Below are 17,428 nucleotides of genomic sequence, written 5' to 3'. Positions count from 1 at the left end.
CCTGGACGAGGTGTTCAGAGCCCAGCGACGTCGTAGTTCAGGTTGGGCAGTCCGTCTTCCCCGACCAGGTTGGCTTCGTTCCGTGGAACGCGAATCGGCTTGAGATCGGCGAGGGGGTCCTGGTTGTCCGGGTGGTTGGTATCGATGCCGGTAGTGAGGCGTTCGAGGGCCTGGCGCGGGCGGCCGTAGCCGTCGTAGAAGAAGAGTTCCTCGGTGTTTTTGCTCAGGCGGGTGACTTCAGCGAGGGGGACGTTTTCGCGGATGCCCTGGACGAGGTGAGGGTGGTGCTGGCCGAGGGCGGCACGTTCAGTTTGCAGTTTGCTGAGTTCCCTGACGGCGCGATAGAGGCCGCGTTCGAGGTCGCGCCGGTAGCGGGCGTAGCGATCGAGTTTGGCGGCGTAGGGGTCGGTTTCGGCCAATGGGTCCGTTTCGGCGAGGATGAGCGCTTCGAAGAATTCGATGCGGCGGAGGTTCCAGGTGTGGGAAAGGATGCGGTGGAAGATTTCCTCTTCGAGGCAGCCGAAGGGGCGGGTATCGAGGCGCAGGGTGGCCTGAAGGGCATCGAATTCCGCGCGGTCCTCTGGCGTGATGTCGAGGTTGCGGGCGGTGAAGCCGTGGCGGCGGGCGTTCTGCGAGGCGCGGGCCTTGCCGACGGGGGACACGGGTCCGGTGGAGTACTTCGCGTTCGCCTGGTTGGCGGTGATTTGAGCTGCGGTCGACATGATGTCAAACTCCTTGTAAATGAAAATGGCCGGCGTGGGTGCCGGCGCGATTCCAGGGTAAGGGGTGGGTCAAGGGGAAAGGGGTGGTTTCGGGGAGGCCGTTGTTGAGAATAAAGGATAAAAAGATTTTTAACTCCCGCAATGAAGAAGTTTTAATGAGGAAATCAGAGGAGAAGTGGGCGTGCGGGTTGGCGGCGATGGTGATCGTCATCGTGGGCGAAGCGATGTGAAACCCAGAAGCTCGGTGCGGACAGCCGGAATTGCGGCCTACGGCACGATCCACGTTCCCGCCGCCTGCCAGCCGGTGTCGCGGGTGAGGGCGTCCAGGGTGCGGACATAGAGGTTTTTCGTACCGCTCATCGGCGCCTTCAGCGTCAGGGCGATGTGCAGAACCCGATTTCCCTCCATTAGTTCGAGGTAGCTCTGTCTCGAATCGATGGAGCAAGCGGAGCTGTCCAGCAGATTGGAATCAGTGAGCGGCGTAGCCGGGCCGACAAAGAAGCCGAGGTCGGATGAGTACATCCACAACCCGTGGCCGGCCTCATCGTAGTGGACGAAGCAGAAGGGCTGGCCGCCGCCGTCCGGCGCCGCCGCGATGAGGAACTGCTTCCAGCCAAAGGCGATGCCCGCGAAGCCTTGGAGGTCCGGATAGGTCAGGGCGAAGCCTGTGGTGGATGCGCTGCCGCCCTGCGGCGAGGCCGTCAATACCGTCGGGGGCGTGGCCGCCTGGGTCCACGCGCCGCGCTGCACCCAGCCCGTGTCGTAGTTGGAGAGATCCATGGCTCGGAGGTATACGTTGCGAGTCGCAGCGGCTTTGAAGACCACATCGAGGTTCAAGGACAGAGTCGATCCGCTGGCGGCCACGGTGGATCCGGCTGTGCTGAGAGCGCAATGGGAGCCTTGCAGTTCCGACGACGCCAAGCCGGGAGCCACGGGGCCCCGGAAGAAGCCATAGACGTCCGAATAGAGCCAGAAGCCGTTGCCCTGGACGTCGTAGTGGAGGAAGCAGAACGGCTGGCCGCCGCCGTCGGGGGCTGCGCCGAAGAGGAGTTGGACCCAGCGTAGGTCCTTGGATCCGGGCACTCCGGAGAACTGGGCCTGGAAGATCTGCCGGAATCCGGCGCCGGCTGACGGGGTGAGGCTGACGACTGCGGTGCTGCCAGCGATCAGGGGCAGGGGGTCGCCGGCGAAGTTATTGATGGAATTGCCGTCGGCGGCGTTCGAGACCTCGACGATGTTGGTGATGGATGGCAGTGCCGCGGCCAACACGGTGACCTTCAATGTAATCACGCTCGACAGGCCAGGGGCCAACACTGCCGGATTCGTGCAAGTGACCACCTGGCCAGCGGCGGAGCAACTCCAGCCCGATCCGGTTGCGGAGGAATAGGCCAGACCGGCGGGCAGCGGGTCAGTCACGGTGATCGTGCCGCTGGTGGCCGACCGTCCGGCGTTGGTGACAGTGATTGTGTTGACCAGTGTGCCACCGATGGCCGCGGGACCGGAGTCTGTCAACGCAATGGTCAAATCAGGCGCGTCAGGCGAGAGGACCGGTGCCGGCAGTGGGGTGTTGGATGTGATTCCGTTGCCCAACTGGCCAAAAATCGAGGTGCCCCAGGTCGCCACGGCGCCGTCGTCCAGTAAGACGGCGCTGCTATCGGAGCCTGCCGAGATGGCGACCGCCGGGCGCGGCAACGGGACCCGGACCGGAACCAACCGGTTGACCGTCGTGCCGTCGCCCACCTGCCCGTAGTCGTTCTGGCCCCAGGCCCAGACAGTGCCATCGTTCCTGAGAGCCAGGCAGTGCAACCGGCCGGCGCTGATGGCCACGATCCCGCTGAGTCCGCTGACCGGAACCGGCGAGGACTTGGTAGAGGTGGTGCCGTCGCCCATACCGCCCCCATGGAGAGTGCCCCAGGTCCAGACGGTTCCATCGTTTTTCAAGGCAAGCCCGGCGTGGAAGTGGATGGACACGGCCGTGATTCCGGTGAGCCCCGGCACCTGAGCGGGGCTCAGCCGGTCGGTTGTCGTGCCGTCGCCCAGTTGGTTGTAGGTGTTGTTGCCCCAAGCCCAGACGTTGCCGTCGGATGTCAGGGCAACGCTAGTATCGAAACCGGCAGCGGCGTCCACCACGCCGGCGAGGCCAGGGACCTGAATCGGGCTCTGTCTCTCGGTTTGATCCGTGCCGTCGCCCATCTCGCCATACAAACCGGTACCCCAGGCCCAAAGTGTCCCATTGTTCCGAACTGCAAGAGTACGATATTGGGCCGCGGTGACTTTGACAATGTTCGACAGGCCAGGAACGGGCTGGGGCACCAATGAGAGTTGTCCGGACGCGTAACCCAGAACAAACCATTCGTTCAGACCCCAACTGACCACGGTCCCATCCTGCCTCAGCACCAAGCTATGGATGTTCCCGGGCGCTGCGGCGGCCCCCTGCGTGAGGCCGATCGCCTGCACGGGAATAGCGCGCGGCGATACGGTGGTCTGGTCGCCAGTTTGTCCGGACTCATTCATGCCCCAGCCCCACACGGTGCCATCCTGTTTCACTGCCAACAAGGAATAGTCGCGGTCCGCCACCTGTTTGACACCCGTCAAGCCGGCTACGCGTTTAGGCATGGCGCGAGACACCGGTGTGCCGTTGCCGAGCTGGCCGAAGCGATTGTCGCCCCAGGCGAGCGCCGAGCCGTCAGCGCGCAGGACGAAGAAGAAGGCTGTGACCGAGGGGCCGCTGGTGGCAAGGGAGACCGCATTGTCGATGCCATCCACCTGAACGGGCACTTTGCTGTGAGAGGTCCGCCCCCAAACCCAGACAGTGCCGTCCCGCTTCACTGCCATGCTCTCGGCATAGCCCGCTGCGATCGCCACTACGCCGGTCAAACCCGGCACGGGCGCCGGCGGGCGGTGACCGGTGGTGGTTCCGTCTCCGAGCTCTCCCGCTCCGTTGCCACCCCATCCCCAAACGGTCCCATCCGCAGTCAGCGCCAAGCTGTGGATATCGCCCGCTACGACGGCGACGACGCCGGAGAGCCCCGAGACCTGCACCGGATACGACTGTCCGTATCCTCCAGAACCCCAGCCCCAGACTGTGCCGTCGGCGCGGAGCGCGAGCGAATGCACGGTTCCCGCTGCAATGGAGACCACGCCGTTGAGATTGGCAACGGCCATGGGCGTGGGACTGTCAAATGTGGTTCCATTGCCTAACTGACCCGAGGAATTGCGGCCCCAGGCCCATACCCGGCCATCGCGCTGCAAGGCGAGCGAGTGACGGCCATACGCGGCCACCGAAACGGCACTGGTGAGACCAACGGCCTGCACGGGTGTGGCCTGGTTCACATAGGAGCCGTCGCCCAACTGATCGAGATAATTGTTCCCCCACGACCAAAGCGTCCCGTCACTCTTCACCGCATGGCTGAGATTGAGGGGCGCCGCGACGGAGATCACTCCAGTCAAGCCACTGATGCGCGTGGGGACACTGCGGTCGGTTCGCGTGCCATCTCCAAGCTGGCCGTGAGAGTTCGAGCCTGCAGTCCAGACGGTCCCGTCGGAGGCCAGGCGCACAGAGTGGGTCTCGCCTGCCGCGTAGGCACCCACGGGTTGCGGTGCTACCGATTTAACGAGGGTGGCCGTGTTGTTGGCGTGGTTTCCGTCGCCCGGCACGTCCACGCTGACCGTGATCGAGACTGACGGATAGGCGGACGGGGTGACCTGCGCGGTGAGATAGAGAACACTGCTGCCGGCCGGAATAAGGGGAGCCTGCATGGTGCAAGTGATGGCCTGGCCAGCGGTCTGGCACGTCCAGCCGTTGCCTGCACCGCCTCCTGGCAGTAAGCCGGCCGGCAGCGTGGCGGCGACGGTGATATTGCCGGAGGTGGAGATGTCACCCGTGTTCGTGACGGTGACGACGTAGCCGGCCAAGCGAGTGACTGTGAACGACACACCGGCTGTGAGAGCGATGGAGAGATCGGGCGCGGCGGCGGACCGGACTCCCGACTGCGTTGCGCCAGCAGTCGCGACCGGCGCGGACGCGGAGGCGGCCAGGGGCGGCCCTTCAATCCAGGCCACGGCCCAGCCGGCGGCGAGGTCGGCCACCGCGCCCTGGGCTGCATGGCGCTGGGTTGTCCAGCCGCTTTCGTTGAGGGAGAAGCCGGAAGGCCCCCAGCGCAACTGACGAGCGAGTTGGAGGGCGCCAGGCCATGGCACCGCATCCTGCCGGTCTGGCGCGGGCCGCACCTGCCCGCCCTGGATCGTGATCGCGCCGTCCAGCGGGCGGCCTGCGAGGCGCGTGGGCCGCAGCCGCAGCGATTGTGACGGCGCTCCGCTGCAATCGGCGCCGAAGACCATCACGGAGCCGTCCCGGGCGCGCGCCGCGCTACACTCGTCGCCGGCGGCGATGGAGGTGATGTGGGAGAGGTCCGGGACCCTCGCAGGTACAGAGCGGCTGAGCAGAGTGCCGTCGCCCAACTGGCCCGACAGATTCGCACCCCACGCCCATACCGTTCCGTCGCGGTCGAGCGCCAGAGAATGACCGCCCCCGGCCGCCACCTCGACGATCCCGGCGAGTCCGGGCACCTGGTGCCAGCCCGGGATCTCCTTCGTATCTCCGGTGCCGAGCTGCCCATGGTGATTGTCCCCCCAGGCCCACACGGCGCCGGTTTCGGTGAGTACCAGAATGTGGCGGCCGGCGGCGGAGACGGCAATGCTGGCTGCCCCCGGCAGCACTCCGAGGCCGGCAATCGGGTATTGTTGCTGCGACGGGCCGGATTTCTCCTGCAGAAGGTGAATCGTTCGGTCAGCGGGCGTGCCGGCCTGCAAGGGCTGGAAGGCGGCGAAGAGGAGTAGCGAAAGAGCAGGGAGGCAATGGAACGAGCACGCAACAACCACGGCAGTACACCCTTTTGCCTCGCGGCCTGGGAAGTCGTCCCCTGAACCGCAAGACGGAAATGAAGCGTGAATCGAGCTCTACTCCAACGGGAAACTACGCCAAAGTAACGGCTAGTTCCGCCCCAAGAGGAATATTCTCTCACTTTTATCAGGCCGGCTCGGATACAGATTCGGCCCGCGGCTCAACAGCGTTGCCAGACGCCTGCCGATCCAGGGCGCACATCAGGAGTCGTGGTCAGCTTGAACGCGGATATGATGAAATGGAGGCAGTCTCAATCCGATATCTGGAAATCGAAATTCCGCAGATGGGAGGGCATGGATCTCATGCGGTCATTTACCCCGGTATTAGCGTTGTTGATGAGGCTCTGCCTGTCAGGGGTCCAGAGCTTCCCGGCTCAAGCGGCGATGCCACAGGGGCCTGCGGCAGCCACCCCGCAACGCAGTCCATTTGAGGCGGTTCCCGAGCCTCCGGGGTCTCGGCCGGCAAAGGTCTCCGGGCCAACTATCGTTGGGATTGAGTTCAGGGGCGCCACGCGCTTTCCGCCGTCCGCCCTGGGGGTATTGATCGCCTCCCGTGCCGGCGGTCCCCTCGATATTGAGTCTTTGCGTAACGATGCCCTGTTCCTGAATCGCACCGGCCGCTTCTCCTATGTTGCCTGGGAGCTCGAGGACAGTCGCTCTGGACCGGTCGTGCGTTTCGTCGTCGTCGAGCGGCCTGTGATCCAAGCCATCGAATTGCGGGGCAGCGATATCGTGACTCTGCCGGAGATCCTGGAGCGGTTTGCGCTGCGAAAGGTCCACCTCCGGGTAGAGGCGCTGTTCCAGTTGGATGAACTGGAACGCGCGGCGGCGACGTTGCAGGAACTTGTGGCTGAGCGAGGACGCCGGCCCATTGCGGTCTCTCCCTTAGTGAAGCCGATCTGGCCGGCTTCCGGTGTCCAGAACTGGCCGCCTCCGGCTGTGAAGATCGTCTTCCAAGCCGAGGCGCCGCAGTAGACGGTGAGAAGTGGGATGTCGTCGCACGGATGGCGCGAACTTGCACCATGTGCTGCGTGGCCGCTGTAGGATGGAGGGGTTGAAGTGAGAAACGAACCTTTATGACCTCTATTCTTGCGGACCTGCAACCACAAGCCCTTTGGCGGCATTTTGAAGCGCTCTCGGCGATCCCCCGGGCATCTGAGAAGGAACAGGCGGCGCGCGCGTATGTACTCGCCCAGGCCGCGGCTCTCGGGCTCGAAGTCATCCAGGATGCCGTGGGCAATGTCGTGGTGAGAAAACCGGCGCGGCCAGGCCGGGAAGGTGCTCCGATGGCGGCGCTGCAGGGCCACCTGGACATGGTTTGCGAGAAGAACGAAGGGACGGCGCACAACTTCGATACGGATCCGATCCAACTGGTGCTCGACGGGGATTGGGTGAAGGCGGCCGGCACGACTCTTGGGGCGGATAACGGAGTCGGGGTCGCGGCGGCGCTGGCCGTCATGGAGAGTACGGATGTCGCGCATGGCCCGCTGGAGTTTGTGTTCACGATCGACGAAGAGAGCGGGTTGACCGGTGCTTCCGAGTTTCCCAACGGCCTGTTGCAGTCGAAGTACTTCCTGAACCTCGATGGCGAGGAAGAGGGTGCGCTGTGCATCGGCTGCGCGGGCGGCCTGAATACCGTCGCGTGGCGGACGGTGGAGTTGCAGCCGGCTCCGGCAGGGGAGGCGCTGCGGATCAAGGTCTCCGGGCTGCAGGGCGGCCACTCCGGATTGGACATCAACAAGGGCCGCGGCAACGCGGTGCGGATCCTGGGCCAGGTGCTGCAGGCGCTGTTGGGCAGTGGTCCGATTGCGGTGGCGGACCTGCAGGGCGGCAGCAAGCGCAATGCGATCCCGCGCGAGGCCTCCGCCATTGTCGTGGTGGATCCCGCCAGGATCGCCGAGCTCCGGGCTACGTTGACGTTGTGGCAGGACGCGTTGCGGTCGGACCTGGGGTCGTTCGATGCGGGCCTGCGGATTTCGGCCGAGCCGGCGTCGCAGCCGACGCGGGTGCTGGCGGATGCGGAGGCGCGCGTCGTGGCGGAGCTTCTGGCCAGTCAGCATCATGGTGTGCTGGCGATGAGTCCGGACGTGCCCGGGCTGGTGCAGACCTCCACGAACCTGGCAATCGTCAGTTTGAAGGAGTCCGTCGTTGAGCTCGAAACCAGCCAGCGCAGCCCGATCCTGAGCAGCAAGCTGGCGGCGGCGCGGATGGTGAGCACGGTGTTCGCGCTGGCCGGATTCCAGACGGAGCAGACGGGCGGGTATCCCGGCTGGAAGCCTGAGCCGGGCAGCGAGATCGTGCGCCTGGCGAAAGAGGTGCACACCGACGTCCTGGGCCATGTGCCGGAACTGATCGCGATGCATGCGGGGCTGGAGTGCGGCGTGATTGGGGAGAAACACTCCGGCATGGAGATGATTTCGTTCGGGCCGCATATCGTGGATGTCCACAGCCCGAGTGAGCGGCTGAAGATCTCGTCGGTGGAGCCGTTCTGGCGGTTCCTCACCGCGCTGCTGGAGCGCATTTAGACGCGGACTCCGCCGGACGGGTTGTGGCCCCTGCCGGGCTCGCCAAAGAGCCATGGCGGTTCACGGCGCCGAGGAAGAAGGGCCGGGTCCGGTCGAATCTGGGCGCTGGAGGCAAGCCGTGCCGGCTGCTACGGGGCGTCCACATCGGCGGTGAAAACCCAGGCCGCCGCAGTACCAGCCGACTGGCGCAGCATCAGGTTCAATTGGGCCGCATGGTGCTGCACGTGGCGCAGGCTGTGGATCAAGAGTTCCGCCTTGTTCATCTTCCAGATGGGAATGCCACACGGGCCGGCAGCGGCTTCGGCCGTCAGCCGATCGATGTATCCGGCCAGGGCCCGGCGCGTGTAGTGCAGATATGCCAGGAGTTCTTCCTTGGTATATGGCCGGCTGGGCAACACGCCCTTGGGGTCAAGTTCACTGAGATTAAACGGCGCTGGGGGCTCGAAGCCAGCCTGGGCTCCATTGGCATGGTAATCAAGGAAGAAGATCGTGTGGTAGGCGACATACCAGAAGCCCACGGTGCCGTGCGTCTTCCATTCCGGAGGGCCCGCGTCCTCCGCCCAGAGCCCGGCTGGGCAGGCCAGAATCGCGCCTTCCAGCATTCCTAGGGCGGCGCCGAACTGCCGCGTGATCATGGGTTTCCAGAAGTTTTCGAAGTCCATTTTGAAGGTGCCTCCCAGACTGTGAGGAATGGTTGTGGGAACCTGCCGGATCCCGGTGGTCAGCGGGCACCTTTCCGGGTCGCGGAGCAAGTCTGTTCGAAGGTTGCCCGCGTGCCGCGCAGCAGCTCCAATTGCATTGTTTTCCGCAGCCCCGGGAAGCGGGGCCCGGAGGCAAACATGCCGCCATCCGTGTCGAAGTAAGCAGGTTTCACGCTAAGTGTGATCCGGTCTCCCGCCCACGTACCTTCCGCATGATGAAAGTAGTAGCCCAGCGGCTTGGCGGGCGATTGGATGTTCATGCGCCGGATGGAGAACGCCGTGCCGCGCCAGCCGTGCGGGTCTCCCGAGATGGTGTAACTGGCGCCGGAAGAGCCGCAGACGTGGAGTTCTCCAGTGATCCGGCTGTCCTCGTCCTCGTAGCGGCCGCCGGGTGTCATGTTGCGCCGCAGCTCGAGGAAGGCGGTGCGCTGCCGGCCATCGAGATCGGAGTAGCCCCCCACCCAGGTGCCGGTCAAAGTCGAAACCCCCAGGCCGGAATGAGCCCAGGGATTGAATACGGCGTCGATGGCGACTTCTCCTGTCCAGAGAAGACAACCCAGCGCAACCACACCCAGTACTCCGCCCAGGACTCGCTTCATTACGAGGTAGGGTAACAGGTTCTGAGTTGCCAACGATTCAAAATGGAGAATGGCCGGGCAGCTCCCGTGAAAGGGCGGCCCGGCCATTCGGTGTACATTCCAATGCCTCTCCCCTGGAAGGGCGAAGCACGCGGTTACTTCTTCGGTAGGGAGATGGTGATGTTGCGGTAGCGGATGACGCCGTGGTGGTCGCCCTGCAGGAAGAAGGGGCCGGGCTCGGCTTCGTTGCTGTCGAGCGCACCGCCGGTGGGTCCGGGAATCTCGACGTTGTTGTGATAGACCTTGCCGTCGCGCACCACCGTGACGTGGCGGCCGACGAAGGTGATGTCGTAGGAGGTCCACTTGCCCAGGCCAAGTTCCGCGCCTGCCGGCGGCGGGTAATGGCTGTAGATGGCGCCCATCTCATGATCGGGCTGCGAGCCGCCTTCGGTGCCGACCTGGACTTCGTAGCGGCCGCGCAGGTAGATGCCGCTGTTGCCATGCTCGGGGCAATTCACTTCGATGTGCAGCTTGAAGTCCTGGTAGGTGCCGGTGGTCTTGAGGTTGGCCGCACCGGGACCGCGCTGGCCGGGCACTTCGGGATTGTCGTTCACGAGTTCGCCGTCGCGGGCGATCCACTTATTGTTGGTGACGTTGCCGATGGGCTCCCAGCCGGTGAGATCCTTGCCGTTGAAGAGGGCCACGGGCTTGGCCCAGGACTTGGGCATGGGGCGGTCGAGTTTCGGCGCGCGGAGGCCGACGAGGGCGGGCCCATCGGTTTCGCCGCGCTTCTCGATGCCGGTGAGCTTGTCAGCTCCGGCCGAGGTGAGTTCCCAATTGATGGCGGGTGCACGGCCGGCCGCCGAGACGGCGATGATCATCTTGCCGGATTCGAGCTTCGCACCCAGAATGGGGCGCCAGCCGCCGCCGCGCGGCTGCACACGGCCTTCGATCTTGCCATCCTTTTCAACGAGTTCCATCCACTGGGGAAAGGCTTTGCCGGTGGCGGGCGTAACTGTCATATCCCAGCGGCCGAGGAATGCCTTCTGGTCCTGGGCGGCCGCGGTCCAGGGCAGGACGGCGGCGAGCGCAACGAATAAGAATGATTTATGCATTGCCTCCACTTTAACTCGCGGTGAACCAGAGAGGCTCCCTTTCCGCAGGGGATCTTTCTCCGGGCTCTCGTGCGTGCCCGGATAACGATGTTGCGCAAAGCGTGGTGTATACTTCCGTTCCATGCGAAACGCGCTTGTCGTGCTCCTTCTGTTCTCCCTTGGGCTGCAGGCACAGACCCGGCCGGCCACAACGGCAGATTTTGAGCGGTGGATGAAAGAGCTGTCGAACTGGGGCCGGTGGGGGAAGTCGGATGAGTCAGGCACCCTGAACCTGATCACTCCGGCGAGCCGACTGGCCGCGGCCAGACTGGTGCGCGAGGGCGTAGCGGTTTCGCTGTCGCACGATGCCGATAAGGAGAAGGCACCTGACAACGCCAAGCCGTTCGTCCACGAGATGATCACAACCTCGGAGCAGCCCGGCGCGGATATCTTCCGGGACTCCTTCAGCATCGTGCATCACGGGATCATGCACACGCACCTGGATGCGCTGTGCCACTTCTCGTACAAGGGGTCCAGCTATAACGGGTTCTCCACCAAGGAAGTGACCAGCAAGGGCGCGGCCCGGCTCTCGATTGAGGCCGCGAGGAACGGGCTGTTTGCGCGCGGGATCCTGATCGACGTGCCGGAGTTGAAGGGCGTGCCGTATCTGGAGCCGGGCGCGGCGATCTTCCCGGAAGACCTGGACGCGTGGGAAAAGAAGACGGGCTTGCGGGTGAAACCCGGAGACGTCGTCCTGATCCGGACGGGCCGTTGGGCACGGCGCGTGGAGAAGGGCCCGTGGTCGATGGCGGAGCGTGCGGGCCTGCATGCGTCGAGCGTGGCGTGGCTGCACAAGCGCGATATCGCCGTTCTGGGCAGCGACGCGTCCGCCGACGTCTGGCCCTCGCAGGTGGAGGGCATCCAGCAGCCAGTCCATACGCTGGTGATCGTCGCGATGGGCACCCCGATCCTCGACAATGTCGATCTGGAGGAACTGAGCCGAGAGAGCCGCAAACGGAAGCGCTGGGACTTCCTGTTGACGGCGGCTCCGTTGACGGTGCCTGGAGCCACAGGGTCGGCGCTGAATCCAATCGCGATCTTCTGAATGGCTAGCAGCGGGCTGCCACCGCCGCGAGTATGATCGTAGTGGCTTATGAGGACGATTGGACATTTAGAAACGCGGCCTGCGGCTGCTGGATCCCTGGCGGCACAGGGCATCGATTCACGGACAACTGGCGGAAGGACACGGCGATGGCTTGCCGGGGCCGGGGTGGCGGCAATACTGGCCGGATCCGCCTGGGCGGCCGCTGCCGGCAGCGGGATTCCGCTGGAGAAGTGGAATCTGCCTGCGGGCAAGGCCGGGGTCCAGGTCAAACCGGTGTTGACGGGCGAGATCCATGGAGTGAGTACGGACCAGGTGCTCATCGTGGGTCCGGGCCAGCATGTGGAGCCCGCCCACGCGAAGGAAGCGGTGGTCTGGCTGGTGCTTGAGGGCAAGGGCACGATGCACGCGGGCAGCGCAAAGTACGACGTCCAGGGTGAGACGATCGCGCGGGCTCCGCAAGGAGTGGCGTGGCAGATCGACGTGGCGAAGGGCGAAGTGCTGCGAGCGGTGCGCGTGCGGAGGGAACTGACCGCGGACGATCTGGCGGAACTGAAGAAGTTCCCGCAGAACAATGCGGCTCCGCTGGTGAAGAAGTTCAGCGAGTGCACACCCTACGGCGAGGCGATCAAGAGTCCGAAGACGGTGAGCCGGACGCTGCTGCCGGAGAACTATGTGCCCAGGATGGCGGTGGGCACGGTGGAGACGACGGGTCCCGATACGGTGGGCCGGCACAAGCACCCGATGCTCGAGCAGATCTTTCTCGGACTGAAGGGCAACGATATTACCGTGCTTGCGGACGAGCACAACGCGAACCTGACGGAGTTCTCGATCCTGCATATACCGCTGGGTTCGAATCACGGGGCCGAAGTGGCCGGCGGCAAGAAACTGCACTACGTCTGGATGGACTTCTTCATCGCCAAAGAGGGGCAGGAGTACTTGAAGAACCACCTGACCCTGGATCCGCAGAAGAAGAAGTAAGGGGCGCGAAGCTCGGAACTTGCCGGATTCATCCCCCGCGGGGGCGGCAATGAGTAGTTGCAGCCCGCGCGGGGGTGGCCATGGGCATGGCAAAGGTCATGGTGCGCAAGTTGCCCTACGGCTTCTCCAGGGCCATCCGCATCAGCGGAGCCTTCATCTGTCCCCAATCCGCGATGTCCGGCAGTTCTTCGAAGTACAGCACACGGTAAGTGAGGAAGGCATTGAGCACCTGGTTGGGCTCACGGGGCGGACCGCCGCCGAAGCCCTCAATCAACAACATCCCTCCTGGCTTCAAGGAATCCTGGACACGTTTCATATAGGCCGCGTCGTGTAGATTCGTGAAGGCGTAGCTCATCACGATCAGATCCCATTGGGCGACACCCAGTTCGTACTCGTCATGCGACGCGAGTTTTGTGTCGAGCTTCACGCCAACCTCGGAGGCAAGAGCGTTCGCCTGGCGCAGCGCCTCGTCCGAGATGTCGTAGCCGCTGACAGTCCAGCCGGCCTTCGCGAGCCAGATCGAATTGCGACCCTGCCCCATGGCAATGTCCAGGGCACGGCCGGGCTTTCTGGTGGCAGATATCCGCCGGAGGAAGGCGCTGGGTTCGCGGGTGAACGGAGCAGCTTTCCAAGTGAAGATCCGGTTGAAGTGGAGGGTGAGTCCTTCCCGCGGATGGGCGACGAGATAGTCCTGGACGTCCTTCACGCGGGCACGGACATCATCAGCGGCCACGCCTTGCGACTCCAATTGTTTTGAGTACGCCTGCAATACATCGGCCGGGGCTCCAGGTGTGCCCTCCTTACTGAACCAGTCCGAGAATTGCCTCCAGGCAGTATCGCCGGAGAGAAGCGCGAAGAGCATCAGTGCGATCGCCATGTCCTTTCAGACACCGGACTCTTCAATTGGTTTCCGACTGCGTGGTTTACAACAATCAAAGTCGGCCGGGCGTCCTTCGGACCCTGGCGGTCGCGCAACTTTCTGGTTGCATTTTCCCAGGAGCCCACGCTATTCTGCAACCACGAGGTTGCATAATGACATTCACGGAAATGAGCCGGATCGATCGATCCATCGAGATCAGTGCCACGCCCGAACGCGTCTGGCGGGCGCTGACCACACGAGAAGAACTCGCCGCCTGGTTCCAGGTGGCCATTGAGGGTGAGATCGCCGCAGGCTCCGAAGTGTGGATGACCACCACCAATCCGGCGTACAGCGGGATGCGGTTCCAGGTGAAATTCGTCGAACTGGTACCGCCTTCGCGATTCGTCTGGGAGTGGCATCCCGGCGCCGTGGATCCCAAGGTGGATTACGCGAAGGAGCACCGGACCACCGTCACCTTCACACTGGAGCCCAAGCCAGGCGGAACGCGGCTGAACGTGTCGGAGACCGGCTTCGACGCCATCTCGCTGCCGCGCCGCGCCAGTGCGTTCAAGGACAACACCCAGGGCTGGGCGGAAGTGTTGGTCTGGCTGCAAAAGTATGCCGAAGAAGCGAATTGAGCAAGGGCTGGCCGAGGCGGCGTTGCTGTTCGCGGCTCTGGGCGATCCCACGCGCCTGGCCTTGCTGCACCGGCTGTCCCACGACGGCGCGTCCTCCATTTCGGCGCTTTCCGAACGCTTCGTGATTACCAGGCAGGGGATCACGAAGCACCTGCGGGTGCTGGAGGCGGCGGGCCTGGTGGACGGCCGCCGCCAGGGGCGCGAGAGCGTCTGGGCGATGAATCCGGAGCGGTTGGCGGAAGGGCAGCGCTGCCTTGACCAGATCGCCCGTGGATGGGATGACGCGCTGGCCCGTTTGAAGTCTCACATCGAGAACGGCTGAGAGGTATGCCCGGAACCGGCCCAGCCCTTCCCTGCTGCAGTGTTTTCGGCTCCTCCGGCTACACTGGATGGAAATGAGCCGGACGATTCGCGTGGATCGAAAGAACCTGTATTACGCCGACGGTAGTCACGAACTCATCTTGCCGGTGGAATGGTCGGCGGTTGCGAAGACCGACGACTGTCCCATCGACTTCGAGATCATTGCGGGCGAGCTGGCGTGCTGGACGGCCCCGTCGGGCGCAGCCATCGAACCGGCTCTGCGCGAGGAGTTGTTGAACGAGATCGCGGACTACTACTCGAAAGGCCCGGTCGCCGATATTATCGGGCCCAAAGGGAGCCTGTTGCGAGGCGCCTCCACGTTCAGGTTCTATCTCCAGATCCCTCCCGTGCCGTCCCGTTACTACGAAGCCGGCCGGTTCCTTGAGATCCCGATGGCACAACCCGCTAATGGAGCGCGGGCCTGGAATGAGCGGTACATCCTGGATTTCACCGGGGTCCGGGACTGGACTAGTCCGAGGCTTCCGCTGGATTCGGGGCATCTGAAAGAGATCGCCCGCCGCATTGTGGCGAAGGAGCACATTGGGGTTCGAGGCCTGCCTGATTAGAACGAGAAACGCCGGAGCCGCCTACCTGCGTCGCAGGCGGCGGCCCCGGCATAATTCGCGATTCACTGAATAGTGCGTGGGGACGAAGGAATCAGGGTTCCATCGAGTAGCGGGCGTAGAATCCGATGTCTCCCAGAACACCCAGCTGAGTTTTCCCATCCTTGCTGTACCCGAGATGGACGAAGCCGGCGAGATTGGAGGGCAGTCCTACCCTGCCCCGCCAGGCGATGTCGGTGCCTGTCCCATCGTCGAGAACCGCCCGCACTACGTAGGGGCTGCTGGTGTAGAGCGGAAGGGAGGCCTGGGCGAACGCGGTCTTCACTATGATCTCAGTGCTGCCATCGTACATACGGATGGGGATCGGCGTGCCGCCGGTGGGCCACTGCTCGGAACCAAGTGAGCTGATGGTGAGATTGTTGGCGTCGTCGTCATTGATACCGTAGAACTCGACGTTCGGCGTCGTGCCGTTGGTGAGCTGCAGATCCTTGGCGTACCGCAGGAAACCCGGGTAGCGCTTCCCGTTGGCCGCTTTATAGGTAAACGGCACATCGACGGTGCCGATCAACGAGGAGTTGAGCGTACGCGAGGCGACAAAGGCCGGGCCCTGTTGGCCAACACGATAGATGCTCACAGTGGGCGACCCCGCGTCTTCCACCAGCAGATAGTTGTTCTCTTTGCCTCCGTTTTCGTAGAAGAACGAGTTCCAGGTTTCGAAGGGCATGACAAGATCGCCTCGAATGAAACTCACCTCCCACAGCTTCTGCAGCTCCAGCTTGGTCGTCGACGGAAAGCCGTTCGGCTCGCTCATGCGATACGCGGCGGTCCCCTGCGGTGTAGTGGCCAGAATCCGCGTTTCGCCGTGCGGTTCCGCGCGGTAGCTGCGCAGGTTCGGCACCGATCCGGGCATGACGCCGGTCTGAACGGTAGTGGCCGGGAAGCCGCGGCTATCGGCGCGGCGGACTTTGTAGCCGCGATTTGCGTCCACGGTGAGGATGTAGTTGTTCCCTGAGAAGGTGGACATCGCCGCTGCCTGGACGGCTGGCAGGGCCGGATCGATCAACTGGGGCAGATCCGGGCTGAGCTTCGGTCCGGGCACCAGCTTCTTAGTGAATAGTCCATTTGCATCGGTGGCCAGGGCGACGTTGCCGCTGGAGTCGTAGTCCTTCTGCTTCGTGTACGCCACATCCAGGCTGTGATCGGTCACACGAATCGCTGCAAACTGCTGGGAGTAGCCGGCGCCGGGACGGAACACATCGTAGCCCATCGAGTTGGGAAACGTGTTCCAGTCGGGAAACTGGTATGGCTTGCCAACGCTGTGGTCGTGGCCGGTGAAGAACCCGATCACGTTGTAGTCCTTGATGGCCGGCCAGAGTCCGATGAATCCTTCTATGCGATCGGATTCCTGCCAGAATTCACTGGTCAGCGACCAGGCGGTGTCGAAACCGAAATGCTGGGCGATGACGACAGGGCGGCCGTCGTAGGCGTAGGTGGCGAGGTCCTTCTTGAACCATTCCATGCTCGAGTCGCTATACCGGTACTCGTGCCCGGAGGCACCCGGAGAGACTCCGGCCACGATCACGTGCAGATTGCCCCAGTCCATCGAGTAGGCGCCGGAGTCGGAGTCACGGTTGGTGACTTTGTGATCACCCGACGCATCGGGGTTCCAGGACTTCACATAGTCCACCAGTTTGCTGGAACCGTCGTTGATGTCGAAGTGGCTCAGGTCGTGGTTCCCCAGTTCCGGGTACAGGGCGTAGTGCAGTGGGATGTCGTCGCTGATCTGCCGCAGGCCTCGCAGAAACGACGCCGTGGCGATCTTGCTGCGATAGTCGCTGCCGGCCGAGCGATCAAAAAGCGCCTGGAAAGCGTAGGTCTGGCCGTGGCGGGCGCCATCGTACTTCGGATCGCATTCGCCGATGGAGCCGCCGGCGCAGTCGGTGAGATCTCCGCCGACAATGAGCCCCTGGAGTGAGGAGAACGACCGCCCGGCACTGGCAAAGCGGCGGCTCTTCCCGTTCTGGGTCCAGGTGGTGGCCGGCCACGCATTCCGGTAGGTGGTTCCGCCACCCGGCGCGACGGCCGAACTGGTGAGGGCATTCAGCTTTCTGACGAGCTGAATCTGATTGCACAGGGTTTTATACCTCGGTTGAGACCACGATCCGCTCAGGGTACAGCCGTTGTAGCTGGTGTAGGGAGTGGCCAGGCTCACCATGGTCTCGTTCTGACGCAGGGCCATGAATAGGGCGAGATCCGGACTGGTTGAGTCCGTGGCGATACCCAGCAGGGCCGTGTCGTCGTTCGTGCCGTTGTAGGAGATGTGGGTATCCGCCGTGAAGGCGAAAGTGACATCGGTCTTCTGCTGCGCATTCGCAGCCGTTTGCAGCATCACGCCACCCAAGA

At 63.7% G+C, this 17,428-nt stretch carries 15 protein-coding genes; 7 read left to right on the top strand and 8 right to left on the bottom strand.

The window, feature by feature from the left end:
- Nucleotides 1-14: 14 nt before the first annotated feature.
- Genes IRI77_RS00615 through IRI77_RS00605 form a run of 3 tightly spaced genes read right to left on the bottom strand, consistent with a single transcriptional unit; the run spans nt 15 to nt 5,603 of the window.
- Nucleotides 15-722, bottom strand: coding sequence for a hypothetical protein (locus tag IRI77_RS00615; protein ID WP_194450163.1), 708 nt, complete (start codon nt 720-722; stop codon nt 15-17).
- Nucleotides 723-726: 4 nt separating this feature from the next.
- Nucleotides 727-933, bottom strand: a complete 207-nt coding sequence (locus IRI77_RS00610; protein ID WP_194450162.1) for a hypothetical protein — start codon at nt 931-933, stop codon at nt 727-729.
- Nucleotides 934-989: 56 nt separating this feature from the next.
- Entirely contained in the window at nt 990-5,603 is a 4,614-nt protein-coding gene (locus IRI77_RS00605; protein WP_194450161.1) for an RCC1 domain-containing protein, read from the bottom strand.
- 603 nt (nt 5,604-6,206) lie between these two features.
- On the opposite strand from IRI77_RS00605, the gene IRI77_RS00600 reads away from it, so the two are divergent.
- Together IRI77_RS00600 and IRI77_RS00595 are read left to right on the top strand one after the other, a co-directional pair.
- Nucleotides 6,207-6,599 (top strand): hypothetical protein, encoded by a 393-nt coding sequence (locus tag IRI77_RS00600; protein ID WP_194450160.1) that lies wholly within the window; start codon nt 6,207-6,209, stop codon nt 6,597-6,599.
- Between the two features lie 101 nt (nt 6,600-6,700).
- Nucleotides 6,701-8,149 carry an aminoacyl-histidine dipeptidase gene (locus tag IRI77_RS00595; RefSeq protein WP_194450159.1) on the top strand — a complete coding sequence of 483 codons (1,449 nt, stop codon included), beginning with the start codon at nt 6,701-6,703 and terminating at the stop codon, nt 8,147-8,149.
- A 128-nt stretch (nt 8,150-8,277) separates the two neighbouring features.
- Here IRI77_RS00595 and IRI77_RS00590 read toward each other — a convergent pair whose 3' ends face one another.
- From IRI77_RS00590 to IRI77_RS00580, 3 genes are all read right to left on the bottom strand, one after another.
- Nucleotides 8,278-8,811 (bottom strand): DinB family protein, encoded by a 534-nt coding sequence (locus tag IRI77_RS00590; protein ID WP_194450158.1) that lies wholly within the window; start codon nt 8,809-8,811, stop codon nt 8,278-8,280.
- 59 nt (nt 8,812-8,870) lie between these two features.
- A complete protein-coding gene (locus IRI77_RS00585) occupies nt 8,871-9,449 on the bottom strand; it encodes a hypothetical protein (protein WP_194450157.1) in 579 nt (192 codons plus the stop codon).
- Between the two features lie 134 nt (nt 9,450-9,583).
- Nucleotides 9,584-10,543 (bottom strand): 3-keto-disaccharide hydrolase, encoded by a 960-nt coding sequence (locus IRI77_RS00580; protein ID WP_194450156.1) that lies wholly within the window; start codon nt 10,541-10,543, stop codon nt 9,584-9,586.
- A gap of 121 nt (nt 10,544-10,664) precedes the next feature.
- Here IRI77_RS00580 and IRI77_RS00575 point away from each other — a divergent pair, with 121 nt between their 5' ends.
- A complete protein-coding gene (locus IRI77_RS00575; RefSeq protein ID WP_194450155.1) occupies nt 10,665-11,627 on the top strand; it encodes a cyclase family protein in 963 nt (320 codons plus the stop codon).
- A 165-nt stretch (nt 11,628-11,792) separates the two neighbouring features.
- Nucleotides 11,793-12,605 (top strand): hypothetical protein, encoded by an 813-nt coding sequence (locus IRI77_RS00570; RefSeq protein WP_194450154.1) that lies wholly within the window; start codon nt 11,793-11,795, stop codon nt 12,603-12,605.
- A gap of 115 nt (nt 12,606-12,720) precedes the next feature.
- Here IRI77_RS00570 and IRI77_RS00565 read toward each other — a convergent pair whose 3' ends face one another.
- Nucleotides 12,721-13,482, bottom strand: a complete 762-nt coding sequence (locus tag IRI77_RS00565; RefSeq protein ID WP_194450153.1) for a class I SAM-dependent methyltransferase — start codon at nt 13,480-13,482, stop codon at nt 12,721-12,723.
- Nucleotides 13,483-13,637: 155 nt separating this feature from the next.
- On the opposite strand from IRI77_RS00565, the gene IRI77_RS00560 reads away from it, so the two are divergent.
- The 3 genes from IRI77_RS00560 to IRI77_RS00550 all read left to right on the top strand — a co-directional run bounded on the left by IRI77_RS00560 (nt 13,638) and on the right by IRI77_RS00550 (nt 15,028).
- Nucleotides 13,638-14,102 (top strand): SRPBCC family protein, encoded by a 465-nt coding sequence (locus IRI77_RS00560; RefSeq protein ID WP_194450152.1) that lies wholly within the window; start codon nt 13,638-13,640, stop codon nt 14,100-14,102.
- Nucleotides 14,083-14,424: an ArsR/SmtB family transcription factor gene (locus IRI77_RS00555; protein ID WP_194450151.1), complete on the top strand. Its 342-nt coding sequence runs from the start codon at nt 14,083-14,085 to the stop codon at nt 14,422-14,424. Before IRI77_RS00560 ends, IRI77_RS00555 begins: the two co-directional genes overlap by 20 nt.
- Before the next feature lie 73 nt (nt 14,425-14,497).
- Entirely contained in the window at nt 14,498-15,028 is a 531-nt protein-coding gene (locus tag IRI77_RS00550; RefSeq protein WP_194450150.1) for a hypothetical protein, read from the top strand.
- Nucleotides 15,029-15,119: 91 nt separating this feature from the next.
- On the opposite strand, the gene IRI77_RS00545 is transcribed toward IRI77_RS00550, so the two are convergent.
- The gene (locus IRI77_RS00545; RefSeq protein ID WP_194450149.1) at nt 15,120-17,414 is read right to left on the bottom strand and encodes a metallophosphoesterase family protein; all 2,295 of its coding nucleotides are present in this window, start codon (nt 17,412-17,414) and stop codon (nt 15,120-15,122) included.
- Between the last annotated feature and the right edge of the window lie 14 nt (nt 17,415-17,428).

This window comes from Paludibaculum fermentans, from assembly GCF_015277775.1.
GTDB lineage: Bacteria > Acidobacteriota > Terriglobia > Bryobacterales > Bryobacteraceae > Paludibaculum > Paludibaculum fermentans.
The sequence above is the reverse complement of the archived record's forward strand: the minus strand, read 5'-3'. Positions and strand labels throughout refer to the sequence as shown.

What these genes read in the sequence shown, in the direction of transcription:
- IRI77_RS00585 (WP_194450157.1), bottom strand. Translation starts at nt 9,449, where the DNA reads ATGAAGCGAGTCCTGGGCGGAGTACTGGGTGTGGTTGCGCTGGGTTGT.
- IRI77_RS00565 (WP_194450153.1), bottom strand. Translation starts at nt 13,482, where the DNA reads ATGGCGATCGCACTGATGCTCTTCGCGCTTCTCTCCGGCGATACTGCC.
- IRI77_RS00545 (WP_194450149.1), bottom strand. Translation starts at nt 17,414, where the DNA reads ATGCTGCAAACGGCTGCGAATGCGCAGCAGAAGACCGATGTCACTTTC.
- IRI77_RS00575 (WP_194450155.1), top strand. Translation starts at nt 10,665, where the DNA reads ATGCGAAACGCGCTTGTCGTGCTCCTTCTGTTCTCCCTTGGGCTGCAG.
- IRI77_RS00615 (WP_194450163.1), bottom strand. Translation starts at nt 722, where the DNA reads ATGTCGACCGCAGCTCAAATCACCGCCAACCAGGCGAACGCGAAGTAC.
- IRI77_RS00550 (WP_194450150.1), top strand. Translation starts at nt 14,498, where the DNA reads ATGAGCCGGACGATTCGCGTGGATCGAAAGAACCTGTATTACGCCGAC.
- IRI77_RS00590 (WP_194450158.1), bottom strand. Translation starts at nt 8,811, where the DNA reads ATGGACTTCGAAAACTTCTGGAAACCCATGATCACGCGGCAGTTCGGC.
- IRI77_RS00580 (WP_194450156.1), bottom strand. Translation starts at nt 10,543, where the DNA reads ATGCATAAATCATTCTTATTCGTTGCGCTCGCCGCCGTCCTGCCCTGG.
- IRI77_RS00560 (WP_194450152.1), top strand. Translation starts at nt 13,638, where the DNA reads ATGACATTCACGGAAATGAGCCGGATCGATCGATCCATCGAGATCAGT.
- IRI77_RS00610 (WP_194450162.1), bottom strand. Translation starts at nt 933, where the DNA reads ATGACGATCACCATCGCCGCCAACCCGCACGCCCACTTCTCCTCTGAT.
- IRI77_RS00595 (WP_194450159.1), top strand. Translation starts at nt 6,701, where the DNA reads ATGACCTCTATTCTTGCGGACCTGCAACCACAAGCCCTTTGGCGGCAT.
- IRI77_RS00555 (WP_194450151.1), top strand. Translation starts at nt 14,083, where the DNA reads ATGCCGAAGAAGCGAATTGAGCAAGGGCTGGCCGAGGCGGCGTTGCTG.